This window comes from Amycolatopsis endophytica (assembly GCF_013410405.1).
Classification (GTDB): domain Bacteria; phylum Actinomycetota; class Actinomycetes; order Mycobacteriales; family Pseudonocardiaceae; genus Amycolatopsis_E; species Amycolatopsis_E endophytica.
The window spans coordinates 288,364-306,986 of the sequence record NZ_JACCFK010000002.1; the positions used below are offsets into that span (position 1 = coordinate 288,364).

The window sequence follows — 18,623 nt, forward strand, 5'->3', positions numbered from 1 at the left end:
TTTTCCTGCTCCGGTCAGTCCGAACCCGTCAACGCCTCGACAAGTTCCTCCGCCGTCGACGACTCGTCCAGCAACCGCCCGACGTGCGCCTTCGTGCCCCGCAACGGCTCCAGCGTCGGGATCCGGACCAGCGACTCCTTGCCCACATCGAAAATCACCGAATCCCACGAAGCGGCCGCGATCGACGTCGCGTACTTCTCCAGCGCCCGCCCTCGGAAGTAGGCCCGTGTGTCCTCCGGCGGGCTCGTGATCGCCGCCTGGACCTCCTCCTCGCCGACCATCCGCTTCATCGAACCCCGCGCCACCAGCCGGTTGTACAGGCCCTTGCCGAGCCGGACGTCCGAATACTGCAGGTCCACCAGGTGCAACCGCGACGCCGCCCAGCCCAGGTTGTCCCGCTGCCGGTACCCCTCCAGCAACCGCAACTTCGCAGGCCAGTCCAGCCGGTCCGCGCACTCCGCCGGGTCACGCGCCAGCGCGTCCAGGATCTCGCCCCAGACCCGCAGCACCTCCTTCGACGCCGCGTCCCCGCCCGTGCGCTCCAGGTGCGCCGCCGCCAGCTCGTGGTAGGCGAACTGCAGGTCCAGCCCCGTGTACTTGCGCCCGTTGGCCAGCGGGACCTTCACCTTCAACGTCGGATCGTGGCTGATCTGGTGCACCGCGCGCACCGGCTCGTCCAGCTTCAGATCGTCGAACCGCTGCCCGGCCTCGATCATGTCCAGCACCAGCGCCGTCGTGCCCAGTTTCAGGTACGTCGAGTACTCGGCCATGTTCGCGTCACCGATGATGACGTGCAGCCGCCGGTACTTGTCCGCATCCGCGTGCGGCTCGTCGCGGGTGTTGATGATCCCCCGCTTCAACGTCGTCTCCAGGCCCACCTCGACCTCGATGTAGTCCGAGCGCTGGGACAGCTGGAAACCGGCCTCCTCGCCCTGCGGGCCGATGCCCACCCGGCCGGACCCGGTCATCACCTGGCGGGAGGCGAAGAACGGTGTCAGGCCGGCGATGACCGAGGTGAACGGCGTCGACCGCGACATCAGGTAGTTCTCGTGCGTGCCGTAGCTGGCGCCCTTGCCGTCCACGTTGTTCTTGTACAGCTGCAGCGCAGGCTGCCCGGGCACGGTGGCCGCCCGCAGAGCGGCCTCCTCCATCACCCGCTCGCCCGCCTTGTCCCAGATGACCCCGTCCCGCGGGTTCGTCACCTCCGGCGCCGAGTACTCCGGGTGCGCGTGGTCGACGTAGAGCCGGGCGCCGTTGGTCAGGATGACGTTGGCCGCGCCGAGGTCCTCCACGTCCGGGTCGTGCCCGGGCCCGCCGGGACCGGCCAGGTCGAAGCCCCGGGCGTCCCGCAGCGGCGACTCGACCTCGTAGTCCCACCGCGCGCGGCGCGCCCGCGGGATGTCGGCCGCCGCCGCGTAGGCCAGCACGACCTGCGTCGACGTCAGTACCGGGTTCGCCGTCGCGTCACCCGGCACGGCGATGCCGTACTCGACTTCGGTTCCCATGATCCGCCGCATGTCCCAAGCCTACGGGGCGGGCGCGGCAACGGTGAGTGGGCCACTGGTTGCGACCAGGTAAAGCAGCGGTTCTGGAATGCTGGCCCGAATGGTGAGCAGTGCCGGGGAAATGATCGCCCATTACGACGCGTCGGGAGCCGTCGTGGGCAGGGTCCGCCGCGCCGACATGCGCGAGCAGGGGCTCTGGCACGCCGCGACGCTCGTCCTGGTGCTTTCCGGCGACGGTTCCCACGCCTACGTGCACCGCCGCTCACCGGACAAGGACGTCTACCCCGGCCTGCACGACTGCTGGGCGGGCGGCGTGGTCGCCGCGGACGAGACCCCGCCCGAGGGCGCCGTACGCGAGCTGGCGGAAGAACTCGGGGTGCGCGGCGTGCCGCTGCGGCCGCTGTTCACCTTCACCTTCGAGCAACCACCTGTGCGCTGCCACTACTTCGCCTACGAGACCCGCTGGGACGGCCCGGTCGTGCACCAGCCGGAGGAAATCACCTCGGGCCGGTGGATGTCCCTGGACGAGCTGCGCGCCTGGGCTCAGGACCCGGAAAGCCCTTTCGTTCCCGACGGCAGGCACGCGATCCGGGAGTGGTTTCACCGCATCGGGTGAGCGGGGAAGCCCTTTCCGGCCGGGATCAGCTCTGCGGCAGCTTGTCCGCGGCCAGCTCCGCCAGCCCCTTCACCGCATCCGCGGCCCGCGACGCCGTGCTCGCGGTGACCTGCAGGCCGGACAACACATGCCCGCCCGCGAGCAACAACGTGCACGTCGTGTCGTCGCACCAGGCACGCGCGGCCTCGGCCCCATCCGGACGCGGCACCGACAACGTCTGACCCCCGCAATCCACCGAGGCCAGCACGTCGGCGGCGGTACGGTCGAGATAGCCGGTGACCTGCTGCGTCAGCGACGAACCGCTGTTGTAGAGCCAGGTCGATCCGCGCGGGTCGCCCGCGGGCACCGCGTCGAAGCAGGACCCGTTGGCGGCGCGGGCGGCGGCCTCGCGCACCCCCTCGTTCACCAGGTCCGACTTGGTGAGCACGGCGGCTTCCACGGCCTCGGCGACGTGGTCGACCGGGGCGTTCGCGGCCGCCTGCTCGACCGGGACATCCGAAGATGGCGCAGACGGCGCGGAAGTCGGCGTTCCCGTGCCCCCGGACGTGTCGTAGTAGGTCTCGAGATCGTTGGGGCGATCCGCGCAGCCGGTCAGCCCGGTCAGCACGACCGCGGCCAGGACCACCATCCCTCCATGACGCACGGTGTCGTTCCCTTCAGTCTGCGTGTCGGGCGCTGAGGTTAGTGCAAGCCCTCACTGCCACTGCAGCGAGGATCTCCTTGCCCAGTACCGTTCCGGCGGTTCGGCCAGCGAGGCGAGCGCCGCGACCTCACCGCGCGGCACGTCGACGGTGGCCGCGGCGAGGTTCGCCGTCAGCTGGTGCGTACTCGACGGGCCGACGAGCACGGTGTCCGCCCACGGCTGGGCCAGCACGGCCGCGACGGCGATGGCGTCCGCGCCGACCCCGCAGCGTTGCGCCAACCGGGTGATGGCCGTGGGCGGGTTCACCACCAGCCTGCCATTGGCGAGGGTTTCCTTGACCAGCACCACGTTCCCGGCCGCGTGCGCCTCCGCCAGTGCCGGGCCCGCCGACGGTTCCAGGAGGTTCCAAGTGGACTGCACGGACGAGAACACCGGCCGCCCGGCCACTTCCAGGTCGAACGCCCGCCGGATCGTGTCGCCCTGCGCGGGACCGGAGGTGGAGAACCCGACCCGCACCCCGTCGTCACTCAGGGCCGCGAGCGCCCGCTGCAGCGCTTCGTCGGTGAACAGCGGGCTGTCCGGCGTCAGCGAATGCACCTGGTAGAGGGTGATCGCCGACCCCAGCAGCGACCGGCTTTCGGTCCACTGCCGGGAGAACACGCCCGCGGAGTGTTCCTTCACCTCGTGCATCGTGGCGTCCATCCGCCACCCGCCGACGTAGGTGTAGCCCCACTTGCTGGACACCGTCAGGTCGTCGTGACCACGCTCGGCCATCCAGCCGGCGAGGAACTCCTCCGCACGACCGTAGGACCGCGCCACGTCGACCCAGCGGACCCCGGCCGCGTACGCGGCGTCGAGCACCGCGTGCGTCGCCTCCCGCATCGTCCGCACGTCACGCCGGACCGGCAGCTCACCGCTGCGCCCCAGGTTGATGTAGGCGGGCCGCCCCAAGGCCGCCAGACCGAGTCCGATTCGCAGGGGACTTTCCTTTCTGTGCGGGTTTTTCACGACGCGATGGTCTATTGCGACATGCGACGCCGTATAGGCCGTTATACGCCTGATGTCCTCTGGCGGAGAATGTCCAGCCACTGATCCGAGTTCAGCGCCTGACGGTGAAGCTTCTCCAGGCGCGCCGCCGGGGCCCGGACGTAGCCTTTGCCGAAGACCGGGGCGATCTGGCGGAGGCTGGCGCCCTCCTCTCTCGCGGCGAGCAAGAGCCAGTCGGATGCGTCGGCGCAGGCCGCCGACGCGCGCCGCAACTCCCCCAGCAGACGGATCAGGTCGTCCGGCGGGATTTCGTGGGCGCGGACCGCGGCGGCGGTGGATTCGAGCCAGGCCAGGACGTCGGACTCCGTGATCGGTGCTCGGGTCTCTGACGATGGCTCGGTCATGCGGTTGAGTATAGGGCGTTATACGGCGCTCGGGTTGTCGGGCGCTACGCGCTTATCTAGGGCGCCGAGCTTCGCAAGCTACGCCCGGCGCCTGGGCGCTGGCGCGCCCGGCGGATTGGCCCTGCCGAACCCGATCTTTCAGTGTCTTGGCGGCCGAAGCAGGCGGGGGATCGGGTTGCGGGAGAGGAGTGGTTCGGAGGTTGGTGCGGTGCGTTGCCGGGTGGCGGTTGGCCGTGGTGCGTCGGCGCGCAGGAGCGTGCGTGAACTCGGCGGGTCGCGGGGCGCGAGAAAAAAACGGAGGCCGCCGACCCGCGTGGGGGTGGGCGGCCTCCGGGGTGGCGCTTACAGGTACTGGCCGGTGTTCGTGGCCGTGTCGATGACGCGGCCGGACTCCTGGTTCTTTCCGGTGACCAGGGTGCGGATGTAGACGATCCGCTCGCCCTTCTTGCCCGAGATCCGGGCCCAGTCGTCCGGGTTGGTGGTGTTGGGCAGGTCCTCGTTCTCCGCGAACTCGTCGACGATCGCATCCAGCAGGTGCTGCACGCGCAGGCCGGGCTGCTTGGTCTCCAGCACCGACTTGATCGCCGCCTTCTTCGCCCGGTCCACGATGTTCTGGATCATCGCGCCCGAGTTGAAGTCACGGAAGTACAGGACCTCCTTGTCACCGTTGGCGTAGGTGACCTCGAGGAACCGGTTCTCGTCCGTCTCCTCGTACATGCGCTCGACGGTGTTCTGGATCATCGCCTCGATCGTGGCCTCGGTGTCCCCGCCGAACTCGGCGAGGTCGTCGGCGTGGATCGGCAGGCCGTCGGTCAGGTACTTGGAGAAGATGTCCTTCGCACCCTCCGCGTCCGGACGCTCGATCTTGATCTTCACGTCCAGCCGGCCCGGGCGCAGGATCGCCGGGTCGATCATGTCCTCACGGTTGGAGGCGCCGATGACGATGACGTTCTCCAGGCCCTCGACACCGTCGATCTCGGCCAGCAGCTGCGGCACGATCGTGGTCTCCACATCCGAGGAGACACCGCTGCCGCGGGTGCGGAAGATCGACTCCATCTCGTCGAAGAACACGATCACGGGTGTGCCGTCGGATGCCTTCTCCCGGGCCCGCTGGAAGATCAGGCGGATGCTCCGCTCGGTCTCCCCGACGAACTTGTTCAGCAGCTCCGGGCCCTTGATGTTGAGGAAGTACGACTTGGCGTCGCTCGAATCACCGTCACCGCGGGCCTCGGCCACCTTCTTGGCCAGCGAGTTGGCGACCGCCTTCGCGATCAGCGTCTTGCCGCAACCGGGCGGACCGTAGAGCAGGACGCCCTTGGGCGGGCGCAGCTCGTACTCGCGGTAGAGGTCGGCGTGCAGGAACGGCAGTTCCACCGCGTCGCGGATCTGCTCGATCTGCCGCATCAGGCCACCGATGTCCTCGTACCGGACATCCGGGACCTCCTCCAGCACGAGGTCCTCGACCTCGGCCTTCGGAACGCGCTCGTAGGCGTAGCCGGCCTTCGAATCGACCAGTAGCGAGTCGCCCGGCTTGAGGGCCTGCTCGGCCAGCGGATCGGACAGCCAGACCACCCGCTCCTCGTCGGCGTGACCGACGACGAGCGCGCGGGCGCTGCCCCCCTCCGTGGCCGGGGTCAGGACCTCACGCAACGCGCAGACCTCGCCGGTGAGCTCGAAGTCGCCCGCCTCGACCACGGTCAGGGCCTCGTTCAACCGCAGGGCCTGACCGCGCTGGAGGGAGTCCACCTCCACCGCCGGGGACACCGAAACCCGCATCTTGCGGCCGGCCGTGAACACGTCCACGGTGTTGTCCTCGTACGCGGTGACGAACACGCCGTAACCGCTGGGCGGCTGCGCGAGCCGGTCGACCTCCTCGCGGAGCGCGAGGAGCTGACCACGCGCCTCGCGGAGGGTCTCCACGAGCTTGTTGTTCCGCTCGGTCAGCTGTGCCACGCGCTCGGACGCCTCGGCGAGACGCTGCTCCAGCACGCGGTTCTGGCGTGGCGATTCGGTTAGTTTCCGCCGCAGCAGGGCCACTTCCTCTTCCAGGAAGCGGACCTGCCGCGCCGTTTCGTCCGGCGTCGTTCCAGCTCCACTGATCTCTGAAGGGTCGGCGTCCTCGTGCCGACCTCCGGGAAGGTCGTGTTGCATGTCGGCACCTCCTCGGAGTGCTTTTAACCCACGGTACCGGCGATCACCGACATGAAAAGCCCTATCCGCATCACAGGATCGGCGCGTCGCATCACGAACCCGGCCGGAACCGATACGCGGGAGTTCCGTCGGGCGGTCGGCGAACCGCTCAGATGACTACGGACAGTAGCTACCCGGCCACTACCAGCGGCCATCCGGGCGGTGAGCGATTCACTCATGTCACGACCACCCAACCAAGGCTTTACAGGACGTTCACGAGGCGTCTTCCCCTTCTCCTCCTTCTTCAAACCCAAGCGCTTTTCGCGTCCCGCACCGGAAGCGCGACCGGCGCGCCGGACCGCCAAGATCGAGATGTCCGATATCGGCGCTACGATCGCCCGCGTCCCCGGCCCGGGTTCGGGCCGGGGAGAAACCGGATGCCGCTTCCGTGCGTCGAAGACCGGCAGACACCCGACGTGAACGAGGAGACGTCCGTGACCTACCCGCCGCACGGCCAGGGACAGCCGGGTCCCCACGGGCCGCAGGGCCGGCCCGGCCCCTTCGGGCAGCCCGGCCCGTACGGACAGCAGCCCGGCTACCCGCAGGGTGCGCCGCAGACCCCGCCGCCCGGGTTCCCCGGCGCCCCGCAGCAGTTCGGCCAGCCCGGTGGCTTCGGCGGGCCGCCGCCCCAGCCACCGAAGAAGAAGACCGGCCTGATCGTCGGCGCCGCGATCGCCGCGGTCGTCGTCATCGGCGGGGCCCTCACCGCGGTCCTGCTGCTCACCGGCGGTGACGACGACTCGGCCGAAACCGCCGCCGCCGCGGGGCCCACGAGCGCGAGCCCGACCGCGAAGGCGGAGGGCTCCACCGCGGGCACCTCGTCGAAGCGCTCGACCACCAGCTCCAGCACGAGCGGCGGCAACGGCGGTGGCACGGCGGGCGGTCCGGACACCGTCGCCCAGGCGGTCGTCGCGGCCATGAACGCACGCAGTGCCAGCCAGTACGCGGCGCTGACCTGCGGCGGGGCGAGCGAGACCGAGATCGCGAGCCTGCAGTCCGAATGGGATTCGGCCAGCCAGCTCCAGGCGAGCGTGTCCGGGCCCGCCGAGGTCACCGGCGACACCGCGAAGGTGCCTGTCGATCTGCGGTACAACGGCGAAACCCAGAGTGCGAAGATGCCCCTGAAACGGCAGGGTTCGAACTGGTGCGTCGACGAGTCCTGAGCAATCCGACCTATGAGGGGGTAACCCGATCATGACCTATCCGCCGCAACCGCCCGGCCAGCCCGGCCAGCCAGGGCCGTACGGCCAGCAGGGCCCATACGGCCCGCAGGGCCAGCCGGGTCCCTACGGGCAGCAGCCGGGCGGCTATCCCCAGGGCGGGCCGCAGCAGCCCGGTCCGCAGGGCGGCCAGCCCGGCTACCCGCAGACCCCGCCGCCCGGGTTCCCCGGCGCCCCGCAGTTCGGCCAGGACCCGTACGCGACGCAGCAGTTCCCCGGCGGGCCGCAGGGCGGGCCGCCGAAGAAGAAGACCGGTCTGATCGTGGGCATCGCGGTGGCCGCGGTCCTCGTCATCGGCGGTGCCGTCGCGGCGATCCTGCTGCTCACCGGGGGCGACGACGACAACGCCAACGCCGCGGGGCCCACCACGAGCGCCGCACCGCCCGCCGCGTCCTCCAGCGAGAAGCCGACCAGCAGCTCGCGCAAGCCGACGTCCAGTTCGAAGGCGCCCAGCGGGACGGCCGCCCCCGGCGCGAAGTCGACGCCCGAGGAGACCGCGAACGCGATCGCCACGGCCTACAGCACCGGGGACAAGGAGACCATCCAGTCGATGGTCTGCGCGAGCCGTCCGCAGCAGGTGCCGGACATCCCGTCGGGCATCACGGTCACGGTCACCGGCAGCCCGGACATCACCGGCGACACCGCGCTGGTTCCGGTGCACGCCGTCGGCCCGAGCGGCACCAACGACTTCCAGCTCGGCCTCGCCAACGAGGGCGGCTCGTGGTGCTACCTCGGGGACAAGACGTCCTGACGCGGCCCCGCCTCAGCCGCGGCTCGGCCTGCGCTGCGGCCGCGGCGGGGTCACCCCGTCGGCCAGCCTGCGCGTGGTGAGCAGGAAGGCGGTGTGCCCCACCATCCGGTGCTCGGGGCGCACCGCCAGGCCCACCACGTGCCAGGGCCGCACCAGACTTTCCCACGACTCCGGCTCGGTCCAGCACTGCTGCTCGCGCAGCGCCTCGGTCACCCGGGACAGCTGCGTCACGGTGGCCACGTAGACCACCAGCACGCCACCGGGCACGAGGCTGGCGTAGACGGTGTCGAGCACCTCCCACGGCGCCAGCATGTCCAGGATGACCCGGTCGACCTCGCCGGTGTGGCTCTTGAGGTCGTCGACCTTCAGCGTCCAGTTCGCCGGGCGCTCCCGGAAGAACCGCTCCACGTTCTTGACCGCGTGCTCGGCATGGTCCTCACGCACCTCGTAGGACAGCACACTGCCCTCCGGTCCGACCGCCCGCAGCAGCGAGCAGGTCAGCGCGCCGGACCCGGCGCCTGCTTCGAGGACCCGGGCGCCGGGGAAGATGTCGCCCCACATCACGATCTGCGCCGCGTCCTTGGGGTAGATCACCTGCGCGCCGCGCGGCATCGACAACGTGTAGTCCGCCAGCCGCGGCCGCAGCGCCAGGTAGGCGGTGCCGCCGACGGAGGTGATCACCGAACCCTCGGGCCTGCCGATCAGGTCGTCGTGCTTCAACGCGCCGCGATGCGTGTGGTACTCCTCGCCCTCGGCGAGCACCAGCGTGTAGTTCCGCCCCTTCGGATCGGTCAGACGCACCCTGTCACCCGGGCGGAACGGCCCGCTCACCTGCACTTCACTGGCTCCTCGAAATCGCGCGATCGCAGCGCTCGATCTTCCCAGACGCGGCCGTCAGCGCACGCGGCGGGCCGACAGCGCCGACCGCAGGTCCTCGCGGCGCAGCACCCCGGCCGGGCGGCCCTCGTCGTCGACCACCAGGAACTGCCATGCGGGGGTCTCGCGAACGCGTTCGGCGATCTCCTCCCCCGGTTCGGAGGCGAGCAGCACCGTCTCGGCGCGGATCGGTTCCGCGGCCAGCTCCGCGGGCGCCTGCGGCGAGGCCCCGGCCAGGCGCTCGGCGGCTCCTTCGTCGAGCAGCCCGGCGGCGACACCGTCCGCGCGCACGAGCACCACTCCCCGTCCGGCCGCGGCGGCGAGCGCGTCCGACACCGGGCTTTCCGCGGGCAGCTGCAGCACCGGGCGGGTCAGCTCGGTGACCGCCAGGCCCTCCGGCCAGCCGCGCTGGGATTCGGCGGCCATCTCCGATCCGGCGCCGACCGCGACGAACCACGCGGTGACCACACACACCCCGAGGCGCAGCCAGCGGTCTTCGCTACCGGAGGCCATGCCGACCAGCGCCCACACCAGCAGCCCCGCCGCCACGACCCCGCCACCCACGACGGCCGCGCGGGTCCCGCTGGCGCGGCGCCCGGTCAGCGCCCACACGCCGGCGCGCAGCATGCGCCCGCCGTCCAGGGGCAGTCCGGGGAGCAGGTTGAACACGCCGACCGCGAGGTTGGCGACCGCGCACTCGGCGACCAGCAACCACACCGCGCCCTCCGGCGGCACCGCGAACATCAGCGCACCGCAGAACGCGGCGAGCAGCACCGACACGACCGGCCCCGCGGCGGCGATCAGGCCCTCCTGACCGGGCCGCCGCGGCGTGCGGGCCACTTCGGACAGTCCGCCGAGCAGGAACAGCCGCAGCCGCCGCACCGGGATCCCCATGCGCAGCGCGACCACGCAGTGCCCCAGCTCGTGCGCCAGCACGGACAGCCCGAGCAGCACGGCGAACGCGGCGGCCAGCGACCACGACATCCCGGTGCCCGCGCCGGGCAGCAGACGGTGGACGAGCGGCTGGTAGAGGACGATCACCACCAGCGAGCCGATCCACCACGACGGCGCGAGCAGCACCGGCACGCCGGAGACCCGGAACAGCAGCAGACCACCGTCGGCGGTGGTCAGCACCCGCCTCGGCTGGTTTCGTCCGTGCTCGCCGGTCGCGGCCATGCCGGACAGGGTAGAACGCGGTGTGTCAGGCGGGGGTGACCCGCGCCCGCGCGCGGCGCGGCGATCTTGTCGTACCCCTGCTCTAGGGTGCGGGGTATGGCTCAGACGGCGACCACGGAACCCCAGATCGGCGTTCGCCGCCCCGCGCTGTCCCCTTCGCGGGCCAGCGACTTCAAACAGTGCCCGTTGCTCTACCGCTTCCGCGCGGTGGACCGGCTGCCCGAGGTGCCCACCAAGGCACAGCTGCGCGGCACGCTCGTGCACTCGGTGATGGAGCGGCTGTTCGCCCTCCCGAAGGCCGATCGCGAACCCGCACGTGCCCGCGACCTGCTCTCCCCCACCTGGAGCGAACTGTCCGCGGACAACCCGGAATGGGCCGCGCTGTTCGAGGGCGAGGACGTGGCGGGCTGGCTGCGGACCGCCACGAAACTGCTGGACAGCTACTTCGAGCTGGAGGACCCGCGCCGGTTCGACCCCGAGGCGTGCGAGCTGCACGTCGAGCTCGAACTCGAGTCCGGGGTGCGGCTGCGCGGGTACGTCGACCGGATCGACGTCGCCCCGACCGGTGAGATCCGGGTGGTGGACTACAAGACCGGCGCGGCGCCGCGGCAGATCGGCGAGGCCAAGGCGCTGTTCCAGATGAAGTTCTACGCGGTGGTGCTGTGGCGCCTGCGGGGCGTCGTGCCGCGCCAGCTCAAGCTGATGTACCTGACCGACGGCCAGTCACTGGCCTACGCGCCCGACGAGGCCGAGCTGCGCCGCTTCGAGCGCACCCTCGAAGCGATTTGGCAGGCGATCCTCAAGGCGGGCAGGACCGGTGATTTCCGGCCCAGCCCGAGCAAACTGTGCGACTGGTGCGCCCACCAGTCACTGTGCCCGTCCTTCGGCGGCACGCCCCCGGAGTATCCGGGGTGGCCGGAGCCGGATCCGGGTGTGGAGACCGCGCTGGACCGCGCCGACTGAGATGACCGGGGTGACCGAAATGACAGAGATGCCTGAGACGATGGACAACGCCTTCTACCTGCCACTGGGCGGCGACCGCTACCAGCCCACGGCCCATACGGCCGGGCCGTGGACGCCCGACGCGCAGCACTTCGGCCCGCCCTCCGCCCTGCTGGCCCGCGCGCTGGAAGGGCTTTCCGGCGACCGGCCGGGCCTGCTCGCGCGCGTCACGGTGGAGATACTGGGGCCCGCTCCGCTGACCGAGTTGTCCGTGCGGTCCTGGGTCGAGCGGCCGGGGCGCTCGGTCGAGCTGCTCGGCGCCGAGCTGCACGACGGCTCCCGCGCCGTGGCGCGTGCCTCGGCGTGGCGCATCAGCGAGTCCGACACCACCGCCGTCGCCACGGAGGATCCGGTCCCGCCCGCGCCCGAGGACTGCGCTCCGGCCTCGTTCCCGGCGAGCTGGCGGCGGGGCGGCTACCTCGGCGCCATGGAGTGGCGGCTGATCAAGGGCTCACCGGCCGAGCCGGGCGCGGCCTGGGTGTGGGGGCGGCAGCGGGTCGAGCTGGTCGCGGGTGAGAAGCCGACGCCCCTGCAGCGGCTGTTCGCGGTGGCCGACACCGGCAACGGCGCGTCAAACTTCCTCGACCCGGCGAAGTGGTGGTTCATCAACTCCGAACTGACCGTGCACCTGCGGCGTGCCCCGGTCGGCGAGTGGATCGCCCTCGACGCCCGCACCAGGGTCGGGCCGTCCGGGGTGGGCACGGCCGACAGCACGTTGTCCGATGTGCGGGGTGCGCTGGGCCAGGGCGCGCAGGCTCTGATGGTGCGGACACGCTGACGGGCGCGCCCGTCCCCCGCAGGCCGCACGAGATCCACTACTCTGCGGCGAGGACCGACTGACCTGGGAGCGCACGAGTGCAGATCACCTCGGTGGTCAACCAGAAGGGCGGCGTCGGCAAGACGGCGCTGAGCGTCGGTGCCGCCGCGGCATTGGCCGAGCGCGGCCGGCGGGTGCTGCTCATCGACCTCGACCCGCAGGGCCACGCGACCACGGAGATGCTGGGGCTGGACGAGGTCCCGGCGCAGGCTCCGAGCCTGGCCAAGGCGCTGACCAAGATGTGGAAGGGCCCGGTCGAGGAGCTGATCGTGCCGCACCGACGCAGCACGCTCGGGCCGGGTGGCGCGTTCGACGTCATCCCGACCTCGCCCGGCATGTTCGACCTGGTGCGCAGGCTCGACCAGTTCCGGGTGCCGGGGTGGCAGCTGGCGCGGGTCGTGCAGTTCGCGAACTACGACCACGTCATCATCGACTGCCCGCCCGCGCTGGACGTGCTGACGAACAACGCGCTGGCCGCGACGCACGGCATCCTGGTGCCGGTGCAGCCCGACCGCACCAGCATCCGGGCGCTGCGCCTGCTCAACGACCAGCTCTACTACGTGCAGTCGGCGCTGGGCCGCCAGCCGATCCCCTACTTCGGGGTGGTGCCGGGGCTGTACCGGCGGCCGATGTCGGGGTATGCGGTGACGGCGCTGGAGGAGCTCAAGCAGTTCGGGTACCCGCTGCTGGCGCACGTGCCGCTCGGCGTGGTCATGAACGAGGCGGCCGCGCACGGCATGCCGGTCACGACGTTCGCGCCGGAGACCACGCAGGCGGTGGCGTTCCGGGAGATCGCGATGGTGCTGGACGCGCACCGGGAACGGCAGCAGCCCTCCGCCCCGGTCCCGGACGAGGACGACTTCGTGTTCGAGGACTTCATCACGCAGGTGGCCCACGCCCGCAACGAGAACGACAACGGGGCGCGCAAGAAACTCTACGACCTGATGCCCAAACGCCCCCGCGACTAGTGAGCGCCCGTGACGAAGCGGTCTCCGTAGCGGAACTTCAGCAGCCCTGGCCCTAGATTCGTCTCCTCACGAATGCGAATGCGCAACGAGCACGCCGCCCCAGACTATCCACAGTGGACCGGCTTGCACCGTGCCCAGCGCGGGCTGACCAGCACCGCGCCCGCGATCGCCGAGCGGCACCGGGACGTTCTCGACGACATCACCGAGCCGCGACTCCTGCACGGCGACCTGTGGACCCCGAACGTGCTCCTCTCCCCCGGCGCACCGGACCCGGTGATCAGCGGCGTGCTGGATCACGACCGGGCATCCTGGGGCGACCCGGCCGCCGACTGGGGCCCCTACCTGGCCACCCGGCGGCCCGCGTTCTGGGAGGGCTACGGCGCGCCCGCGGACACACCGCGATCCCGGTGGCGCGCGCTGATTTACCGCGCCCGGCACCTGGGCGCGCTCCGGCTCGAACGCCACCGGCTCGGCAAGGCCGACCGTGTCGCGGCGAGCTACTCCGAGATGTGTGCCGTGCTGGGCGCGCTGGCCTGAGAAGCCGTGCCGTATAGGTCGTTATACGGATAGGTCGCGGCAGCGCTCCTCCAAATACCGCCGTTCCGGTTCACTCAGCGTCGCCCGTGCCGCGCGACGGTAGTGCTCCGCCGCGGCGAACGGGTCACCGGCGCGGTCCAGCAGGTGCGCCCGCACCGCGTCCACCCGGTAGTGCTCCCCCAATGCGGCCTCCACCTCGGCCAGCTCTCGCAGACCGGCCTCGGGTCCGTCCACCTCGGCGATCGCCACCACACGGTTGAGCGTGACCATCGGGCCGGGCGCGATCACGGCCAGCAGGTCGTACAGTCCCGCGATCTCGCGCCAGTCGGTCTCCCCAGCACAGGCAGCCTGGTCGTGCACGGCGGCGATCGCGGCCTGCAGCTGGTACGAGCCGGGCGGCGTGGTGGTCAGCGCCCGGGTGACCAGCTCCGTTCCTTCGGCGATGGCCTCGCGGTCCCACAGCGACCGGTCCTGCTCGGCGAGCGGGACCAGAGCGCCGTCCGGTCCGATCCGGGCGGGGCGGCGAGCGTCGGTCAGGAGCATCAGGGCGAGCAGGCCCGCCACCTCACCCTCGTCGGGCAGGGCCGCGTGCAGCTGCCGGGCCAGGCGGATCGCTTCGGCGGTCAGGTCGACCCGCTGCAGGTCCGGTCCCGCGCTCGCGGTGTGGCCTTCGGTGAAGACCAGGTACAGCACGGTGAGCACGGCCGCCAGCCGCGGCCCGTACTCGTCCGGCGCGGGCGGGCGGAACCGGGCACCCGCGGCCCTGATGCGCTGCTTCGCGCGGCTGATGCGTTGCGCGACGGTCGGTTCCGGCGACAGGTAGGCCCGCGCGATCTCCGCGGTGGTGAGCCCGCCGACCGCGCGCAACGCCAGTGCCACCTGCGACCGCGGGGTCAGCGACGGGTGGCAGCACAGCATCAGCAGCGTGAGGGTGTCGTCGACGGCGGGCGCCGGCGCGGGTGCCGGTGGCGCGAGCATCGCGACGGTCTCCTCGCGGCGCCGTCGAGCCGTCTCCGCGCGCCACAGCTCGATCCGGCGCCGGGACGCGGTGGTGATCAGCCAGCCCTTCGGGTTGGCGGGCGTCCCCTCGGCGGGCCACTGCGTCGCGGCCGCCAGCAACGCCTCCTGCACCGCGTCCTCGCAGGTGTCGAAGTCGCCGTACCGACGGACCAGCGCGGTCAGCACCTGCGGGGCCAGCTCGCGCAGCAGCGTGTTCACGGCAGGAAAACGCTCAGGTCCTGCGTCGGGCGCACCTCGACCAGCCCGGCCGATGCTTCCGGGATGCGCGCGGCGCACTCCACGGCCCGCTCGACGCTGTCGCACTCCAGCACGTAGAACCCGGCCAGCTGCTCCTTGACCTCCGCGAACGGCCCGTCGCCCGCGACCACCTGGCCCTCGCGCACCAGCACCCGCTTGCCGGTTTCCGGCGGCGCCAGCGACGAGGAGGCCACCAGCTCCCCCGACTCGGCCAGGTCCCGGTTGAGCGCCTCGTAGGCGCGCAGCCCCGCCCGCTTCTCGTCGTCGGCCATCCGCTCCCAGATTTCGTGGGACGCGGCGTTGCGGTAGATCAGCACCAGAAATTTCATCGGCCCTCCCTTGCCCGGGATGTCGAGACGAGCCTTACGGCTTCGACGTTCCGGGTGAAGTCTGCACCCAAGTGGGAGGAACGACCATGTCACACCAGAACGAGATCCACACCCTGATCGAGAACCGGGCCGCCGGGATGCGAGCCGGGGACGTCGACACGGTGATCGCCCAGTACACCCCGGACGTCCTCGCGTTCACTCTCGCGCCGCCGCTGGCGCACCACGCCGACGAGATGCGGGACCCGGCGTCCCTGCGCCGGTGGTTCGCAAGTTTCGCGGGCCCGGTCGACTACGAGGTGCGCGACCTGCGCGTCACGGTGAGCGGCGACCTCGCCTTCGCCCACAGCCTGAACCGGATGTCGGCGGTGCCCGCCGGGCAGTCGGAGGCGTTCACACTGTGGTTCCGCTCGACGGTCTGCCTGCGCCGGGACGACGGCCGGTGGCTGATCGCGCACCTGCACGACTCCACGCCGTTCTACATGGACGGCACCTTCGCCGCGGCCCTCGATCTCGAACCCTAGACGAACTCCGTGACCAGCCAGGACACCAGTGACAGCGAGCCCATCGACACCAGCGTCGAGACGAGCACGCAGTCGCGCACGAAACGGCTGTCCAGGGAGTACTGGCTGGTCGCGATGAAGATGTTCTGGGCGGTGGGCAGCGCGGCGCACACGACGGCGGCCATCAGCGCCTGGTGCGGCAGGCCGAGCAGCAGGCCGATCCCGAGCGTGATCGCGGGCTGGGCGAACAGCTTCAGCCCGACCACGGTCACCAGCTCGGTGCGCCGCGTGCCCGCCCCCTCCCGCGGTCCGCCCGCGGTCAGCGACATCCCCAGCACCAGCAGCGCGGTCCCGACCCCGGCCGAGGCGAGCAGGTGCAGTGGCTGCGCGACCGGCTGCGGCAGGTGCAGCCCGCTCGCCCGGAACAGCACTCCCAGCAGCGACGCGGCGATCACCGGGGTGCGGACCGGCAACAGCACCAGCGTCTTCCAGCGTGCGCGTCCCGGCTCCCTGGCGTCGTTCTCCAGCAGGGCCAGCAGCGACGGCATCAGCACCAGCGTCTGCACCAGCAGCAGGACGACGATGAATGCCGAATCACCCAGCACCTGCATCGACACCGGAATGCCGAGGTTGCCCGCGTTGGCGTAGCAGGACGCCATGCCGCTGACCGCCCACTCCGACAGCTTGCGCCGGAACACCCACTTGCCCAGCGCGAACCCGGTGGCGCCCACCACGATCGTGCCGGTCAGGAACGCGATCACACCCGGGTTCGCGAGCGCGGTCAGCGGCGTGTCCTGCATCGTGGTGAACAGGACCGCGGGCATGGCGACGAGGAAGACGAACTTCGTCAGGGCCTCGTTGCCGTGCTCGCCGAGCAGCCGGAACCGGCCGAGCAGCCAGCCCAGCCCGGTCAGTGCCCAGATCGGCGCGAACGCCGGCAGGACACCGCCGGTCAAAGCCGGCAGGAACGGATGTCGGAGGCCAGCACCGCCTTCGCCCCCACCTCGGCGAGCTCGTCCATGATCAGGTTGACCTTCTTGCGCGGCACCATCGCCCGTACCGCGACCCAGTCCGGGTCGGCCAGCGGCGCGACCGTCGGCGACTCCAGGCCCGGCGTGATCGCGACCGCCTTCTCCAGCAGCGTCCGCGGGCAGTCGTAGTCGAGCATCATGTACTGCTGCGCGAACACCACGCCCTGCAGCCGCGCGGTCAGCTGCGACTTCGCCTTCGCGGAGTCGCTGCCGGCGCGCTGCACCAGCACCGCCTCGGAGACGCAGATCGAGTCGCCGAACGCGACCAGGTTGTGCTGGCGCAGCGTCCGGCCGGAACTGACCACGTCGGCGATCGCGTCGGCCACGCCGAGCTGGATCGAGATCTCCACCGCGCCGTCGAGCCGGATGACCTCCGCGTCGACGCCCTGGCGCGCGAGGTCGTCGCGCACCAGGCGCGGGTAGGACGTGGCCACCCGCTTGCCGTGCAGGTCGGCGGGCTTCCAGTCGGGCCCGGCCGGGGCGGCGTAGCGGAAGGTGGAACCGCCGAAGCCCAGCGCGAGCACCTCCTCGACCGGCGCGCCGGAATCCAGGGCCAGATCCCGGCCGGTGATGCCGAGGTCCAGCTCGCCGGAGCCGACGTAGATCGGGATGTCCTTGGGGCGCAGGAAGAAGAACTCGACCTCGTTGGCCGGGTCGAGCACGGTCAGGTCGCGCTGCTCATGCCGCTGGCGGTATCCGGCCTCACCGAGCATCTCCGACGCCGGCCCGGCCAGCGCTCCCTTGTTCGGCACCGCAACGCGCAGCATGCGCTCACTCCTCGTTCGTTCTCCGGTCCGCTACAGGTAGCGGTACACGTCCTCGGTGGTCACTCCGCGCCCGAGCATCAGCACCTGAACCCGGTACAGCAGCTGGGAGATCTCCTCGGCCAGCCGGTCGTCGGATTCGTGCTCGGCGGCGATCCACACCTCACCGGCCTCTTCGAGCACCTTCTTGCCCTGCGCGTGCACGCCGGCGTCCAGCGCCTCGACGGTGCCCGACCCCGCGGGTCGGGTCCGGGCCCGGTCGGTGAGCTCGGTGAACAGCTCGTCGAAGGTCTTCACGGTCTGTAGATCCTTCCATCCGGTCGGCGACGACGGGGATCCGGGCCACGCGGGTGACGCCGACGTCACACCCCGCCTTCCACCAACGACCGGAAGGTGTCCGCGTCGACGCCGGTGAGCGAGGTGCGGAAGACCCGCCGCGGCCCCCGTTCGACCGCCACGTCGTTGGGTACCACCAGGACCACGCAGCCCGCCGCCGCGGCGGACGCGGTGCCCGGCGGCGAGTCCTCGACGGCCACGCACCGTGACGGATCGGCGCCGAGCAGGCGCGTCGCCCGCAGGTACGGCTCGGGGTGCGGCTTGTTGTGGCCGCCGACCTCGTCGCCGCACACGGTCACGTCGAAGAACTCCCGCCCGATCGTGCCGAGCGCCAGTTCGGTCAGCGCCCGTTCGGTGGAGGTGACCAGGGCCGAGGGCACCCCGGCGTCGCGCACCGAGCCGAGCGCCTCGCGCGCGCCGGGCCGCCACGGCAGCTCGTCGGCGAAGAGGTTCGCGGTGCGCTGCCTGATCCAGGACCCGGTGTCCGCGATCGCCGCCGGGGTGGCGTCGTGCCCGGTCACGGTCAGCAGGTAGCTCGCGGTGGCGTCCATGTTGGACCCGACGAGCGTGAGCCGCTGCTCGGTGGTGAGCGTGCCGCCCAGCCACTCCGCGCACCCGTACAGCGCGACGTCCCACAGCTTCTCGGAGTCGACGAGCGTGCCGTCCATGTCCCAGAGCACGGCGGCCAGGCCGTCCGTCAAGTGACTCTCCCTC

The 18,623-nt window shown here is 71.3% G+C and carries 21 protein-coding genes; 8 read left to right on the plus strand and 13 right to left on the minus strand.

Annotated elements, in window-relative coordinates; genetic code table 11:
* Positions 1-14 precede the first annotated feature (14 nt).
* On the minus strand, positions 15-1,517 hold the full coding sequence (dop, locus tag HNR02_RS26955; RefSeq protein ID WP_179776374.1) for a depupylase/deamidase Dop: 1,503 nt from the start codon (positions 1,515-1,517) through the stop codon (positions 15-17).
* 88 nt (positions 1,518-1,605) lie between these two features.
* On the opposite strand from dop, the gene HNR02_RS26960 reads away from it, so the two are divergent.
* A complete protein-coding gene (locus HNR02_RS26960) occupies positions 1,606-2,121 on the plus strand; it encodes an NUDIX hydrolase (protein ID WP_246339289.1) in 516 nt (171 codons plus the stop codon).
* Positions 2,122-2,146: 25 nt separating this feature from the next.
* Here the strand turns inward: HNR02_RS26960 and HNR02_RS26965 are convergent, their stop codons facing one another.
* From HNR02_RS26965 to arc, 4 genes are all read right to left on the minus strand, one after another.
* Entirely contained in the window at positions 2,147-2,749 is a 603-nt protein-coding gene (locus tag HNR02_RS26965) for a hypothetical protein (RefSeq protein ID WP_179776375.1), read from the minus strand.
* 66 nt (positions 2,750-2,815) lie between these two features.
* On the minus strand, positions 2,816-3,646 hold the full coding sequence (locus HNR02_RS26970) for an aldo/keto reductase (RefSeq protein ID WP_246339405.1): 831 nt from the start codon (positions 3,644-3,646) through the stop codon (positions 2,816-2,818).
* Positions 3,647-3,813: 167 nt separating this feature from the next.
* Positions 3,814-4,155: a hypothetical protein gene (locus HNR02_RS26975; protein WP_179776377.1), complete on the minus strand. Its 342-nt coding sequence runs from the start codon at positions 4,153-4,155 to the stop codon at positions 3,814-3,816.
* Positions 4,156-4,497: 342 nt separating this feature from the next.
* Positions 4,498-6,306 carry a proteasome ATPase gene (gene arc / locus HNR02_RS26980; protein WP_179776378.1) on the minus strand — a complete coding sequence of 603 codons (1,809 nt, stop codon included), beginning with the start codon at positions 6,304-6,306 and terminating at the stop codon, positions 4,498-4,500.
* Between the two features lie 416 nt (positions 6,307-6,722).
* Between arc and HNR02_RS26985 the strand changes: the two genes are divergently transcribed.
* Entirely contained in the window at positions 6,723-7,508 is a 786-nt protein-coding gene (locus tag HNR02_RS26985) for a hypothetical protein (RefSeq protein WP_218914284.1), read from the plus strand.
* Positions 7,509-7,539: 31 nt separating this feature from the next.
* A complete protein-coding gene (locus HNR02_RS26990) occupies positions 7,540-8,316 on the plus strand; it encodes a hypothetical protein (RefSeq protein WP_179776379.1) in 777 nt (258 codons plus the stop codon).
* 12 nt (positions 8,317-8,328) lie between these two features.
* Here HNR02_RS26990 and HNR02_RS26995 read toward each other — a convergent pair whose 3' ends face one another.
* Both HNR02_RS26995 and HNR02_RS27000 read right to left on the minus strand, forming a co-directional pair.
* Positions 8,329-9,153 carry a tRNA (adenine-N1)-methyltransferase gene (locus HNR02_RS26995; RefSeq protein ID WP_179776380.1) on the minus strand — a complete coding sequence of 275 codons (825 nt, stop codon included), beginning with the start codon at positions 9,151-9,153 and terminating at the stop codon, positions 8,329-8,331.
* Positions 9,154-9,210: 57 nt separating this feature from the next.
* Positions 9,211-10,368, minus strand: a complete 1,158-nt coding sequence (locus HNR02_RS27000; protein WP_179776381.1) for a M50 family metallopeptidase — start codon at positions 10,366-10,368, stop codon at positions 9,211-9,213.
* Between the two features lie 96 nt (positions 10,369-10,464).
* On the opposite strand from HNR02_RS27000, the gene HNR02_RS27005 reads away from it, so the two are divergent.
* The 4 genes from HNR02_RS27005 (at position 10,465) to HNR02_RS27020 (ending at position 13,692) form a co-directional block, all read left to right on the plus strand.
* Positions 10,465-11,331 carry a RecB family exonuclease gene (locus tag HNR02_RS27005; protein ID WP_179776382.1) on the plus strand — a complete coding sequence of 289 codons (867 nt, stop codon included), beginning with the start codon at positions 10,465-10,467 and terminating at the stop codon, positions 11,329-11,331.
* Between the two features lie 40 nt (positions 11,332-11,371).
* Positions 11,372-12,148, plus strand: a complete 777-nt coding sequence (locus HNR02_RS27010; protein WP_179777877.1) for a thioesterase family protein — start codon at positions 11,372-11,374, stop codon at positions 12,146-12,148.
* A 77-nt stretch (positions 12,149-12,225) separates the two neighbouring features.
* Complete coding sequence (locus HNR02_RS27015; RefSeq protein WP_179776383.1) at positions 12,226-13,155, plus strand: ParA family protein; 930 nt, start codon at positions 12,226-12,228, stop codon at positions 13,153-13,155.
* A gap of 78 nt (positions 13,156-13,233) precedes the next feature.
* Complete coding sequence (locus tag HNR02_RS27020; protein ID WP_281377481.1) at positions 13,234-13,692, plus strand: phosphotransferase family protein; 459 nt, start codon at positions 13,234-13,236, stop codon at positions 13,690-13,692.
* Positions 13,693-13,713: 21 nt separating this feature from the next.
* On the opposite strand, the gene HNR02_RS27025 is transcribed toward HNR02_RS27020, so the two are convergent.
* A complete protein-coding gene (locus HNR02_RS27025) occupies positions 13,714-14,910 on the minus strand; it encodes an RNA polymerase sigma factor (protein ID WP_179776385.1) in 1,197 nt (398 codons plus the stop codon).
* Positions 14,907-15,278, minus strand: coding sequence for a YciI family protein (locus tag HNR02_RS27030; protein ID WP_179776386.1), 372 nt, complete (start codon positions 15,276-15,278; stop codon positions 14,907-14,909). The genes HNR02_RS27025 and HNR02_RS27030 overlap by 4 nt, the downstream gene beginning before the upstream one ends.
* An 86-nt stretch (positions 15,279-15,364) precedes the next feature.
* Between HNR02_RS27030 and HNR02_RS27035 the strand changes: the two genes are divergently transcribed.
* Positions 15,365-15,799, plus strand: a complete 435-nt coding sequence (locus tag HNR02_RS27035) for a YybH family protein (RefSeq protein ID WP_179776387.1) — start codon at positions 15,365-15,367, stop codon at positions 15,797-15,799.
* Here the strand turns inward: HNR02_RS27035 and HNR02_RS27040 are convergent.
* The 4 genes from HNR02_RS27040 to HNR02_RS27055 form a co-directional block, all read right to left on the minus strand.
* Positions 15,796-16,734: an AEC family transporter gene (locus HNR02_RS27040; RefSeq protein WP_179776388.1), complete on the minus strand. Its 939-nt coding sequence runs from the start codon at positions 16,732-16,734 to the stop codon at positions 15,796-15,798. The genes HNR02_RS27035 and HNR02_RS27040 overlap by 4 nt on opposite strands.
* Positions 16,731-17,576, minus strand: coding sequence for an ATP phosphoribosyltransferase (hisG, locus tag HNR02_RS27045; RefSeq protein ID WP_179776389.1), 846 nt, complete (start codon positions 17,574-17,576; stop codon positions 16,731-16,733). Before hisG ends, HNR02_RS27040 begins: the two co-directional genes overlap by 4 nt.
* Positions 17,577-17,606: 30 nt before the next feature.
* The gene (locus HNR02_RS27050) at positions 17,607-17,870 is read right to left on the minus strand and encodes a phosphoribosyl-ATP diphosphatase (protein ID WP_179776390.1); all 264 of its coding nucleotides are present in this window, start codon (positions 17,868-17,870) and stop codon (positions 17,607-17,609) included.
* 65 nt (positions 17,871-17,935) lie between these two features.
* Positions 17,936-18,610, minus strand: a complete 675-nt coding sequence (locus HNR02_RS27055; protein ID WP_281377432.1) for an HAD family hydrolase — start codon at positions 18,608-18,610, stop codon at positions 17,936-17,938.
* Between the last annotated feature and the right edge of the window lie 13 nt (positions 18,611-18,623).

Excerpts from the sequence above, each read along its gene's own strand:
- dop (WP_179776374.1), bottom strand. The coding sequence starts at position 1,517 with ATGCGGCGGATCATGGGAACCGAAGTCGAGTACGGCATCGCCGTGCCG.
- HNR02_RS26960 (WP_246339289.1), top strand. The coding sequence starts at position 1,606 with ATGGTGAGCAGTGCCGGGGAAATGATCGCCCATTACGACGCGTCGGGA.
- HNR02_RS26965 (WP_179776375.1), bottom strand. The coding sequence starts at position 2,749 with ATGGTGGTCCTGGCCGCGGTCGTGCTGACCGGGCTGACCGGCTGCGCG.
- HNR02_RS26970 (WP_246339405.1), bottom strand. The coding sequence starts at position 3,646 with ATGCGGGAGGCGACGCACGCGGTGCTCGACGCCGCGTACGCGGCCGGG.
- HNR02_RS26975 (WP_179776377.1), bottom strand. The coding sequence starts at position 4,155 with ATGACCGAGCCATCGTCAGAGACCCGAGCACCGATCACGGAGTCCGAC.
- arc (WP_179776378.1), bottom strand. The coding sequence starts at position 6,306 with ATGCAACACGACCTTCCCGGAGGTCGGCACGAGGACGCCGACCCTTCA.
- HNR02_RS26985 (WP_218914284.1), top strand. The coding sequence starts at position 6,723 with ATGCCGCTTCCGTGCGTCGAAGACCGGCAGACACCCGACGTGAACGAG.
- HNR02_RS26990 (WP_179776379.1), top strand. The coding sequence starts at position 7,540 with ATGACCTATCCGCCGCAACCGCCCGGCCAGCCCGGCCAGCCAGGGCCG.
- HNR02_RS27000 (WP_179776381.1), bottom strand. The coding sequence starts at position 10,368 with ATGGCCGCGACCGGCGAGCACGGACGAAACCAGCCGAGGCGGGTGCTG.
- HNR02_RS27005 (WP_179776382.1), top strand. The coding sequence starts at position 10,465 with ATGGCTCAGACGGCGACCACGGAACCCCAGATCGGCGTTCGCCGCCCC.
- HNR02_RS27010 (WP_179777877.1), top strand. The coding sequence starts at position 11,372 with ATGGACAACGCCTTCTACCTGCCACTGGGCGGCGACCGCTACCAGCCC.
- HNR02_RS27020 (WP_281377481.1), top strand. The coding sequence starts at position 13,234 with ATGCGCAACGAGCACGCCGCCCCAGACTATCCACAGTGGACCGGCTTG.
- HNR02_RS27030 (WP_179776386.1), bottom strand. The coding sequence starts at position 15,278 with ATGAAATTTCTGGTGCTGATCTACCGCAACGCCGCGTCCCACGAAATC.
- HNR02_RS27035 (WP_179776387.1), top strand. The coding sequence starts at position 15,365 with ATGTCACACCAGAACGAGATCCACACCCTGATCGAGAACCGGGCCGCC.
- hisG (WP_179776389.1), bottom strand. The coding sequence starts at position 17,576 with ATGCTGCGCGTTGCGGTGCCGAACAAGGGAGCGCTGGCCGGGCCGGCG.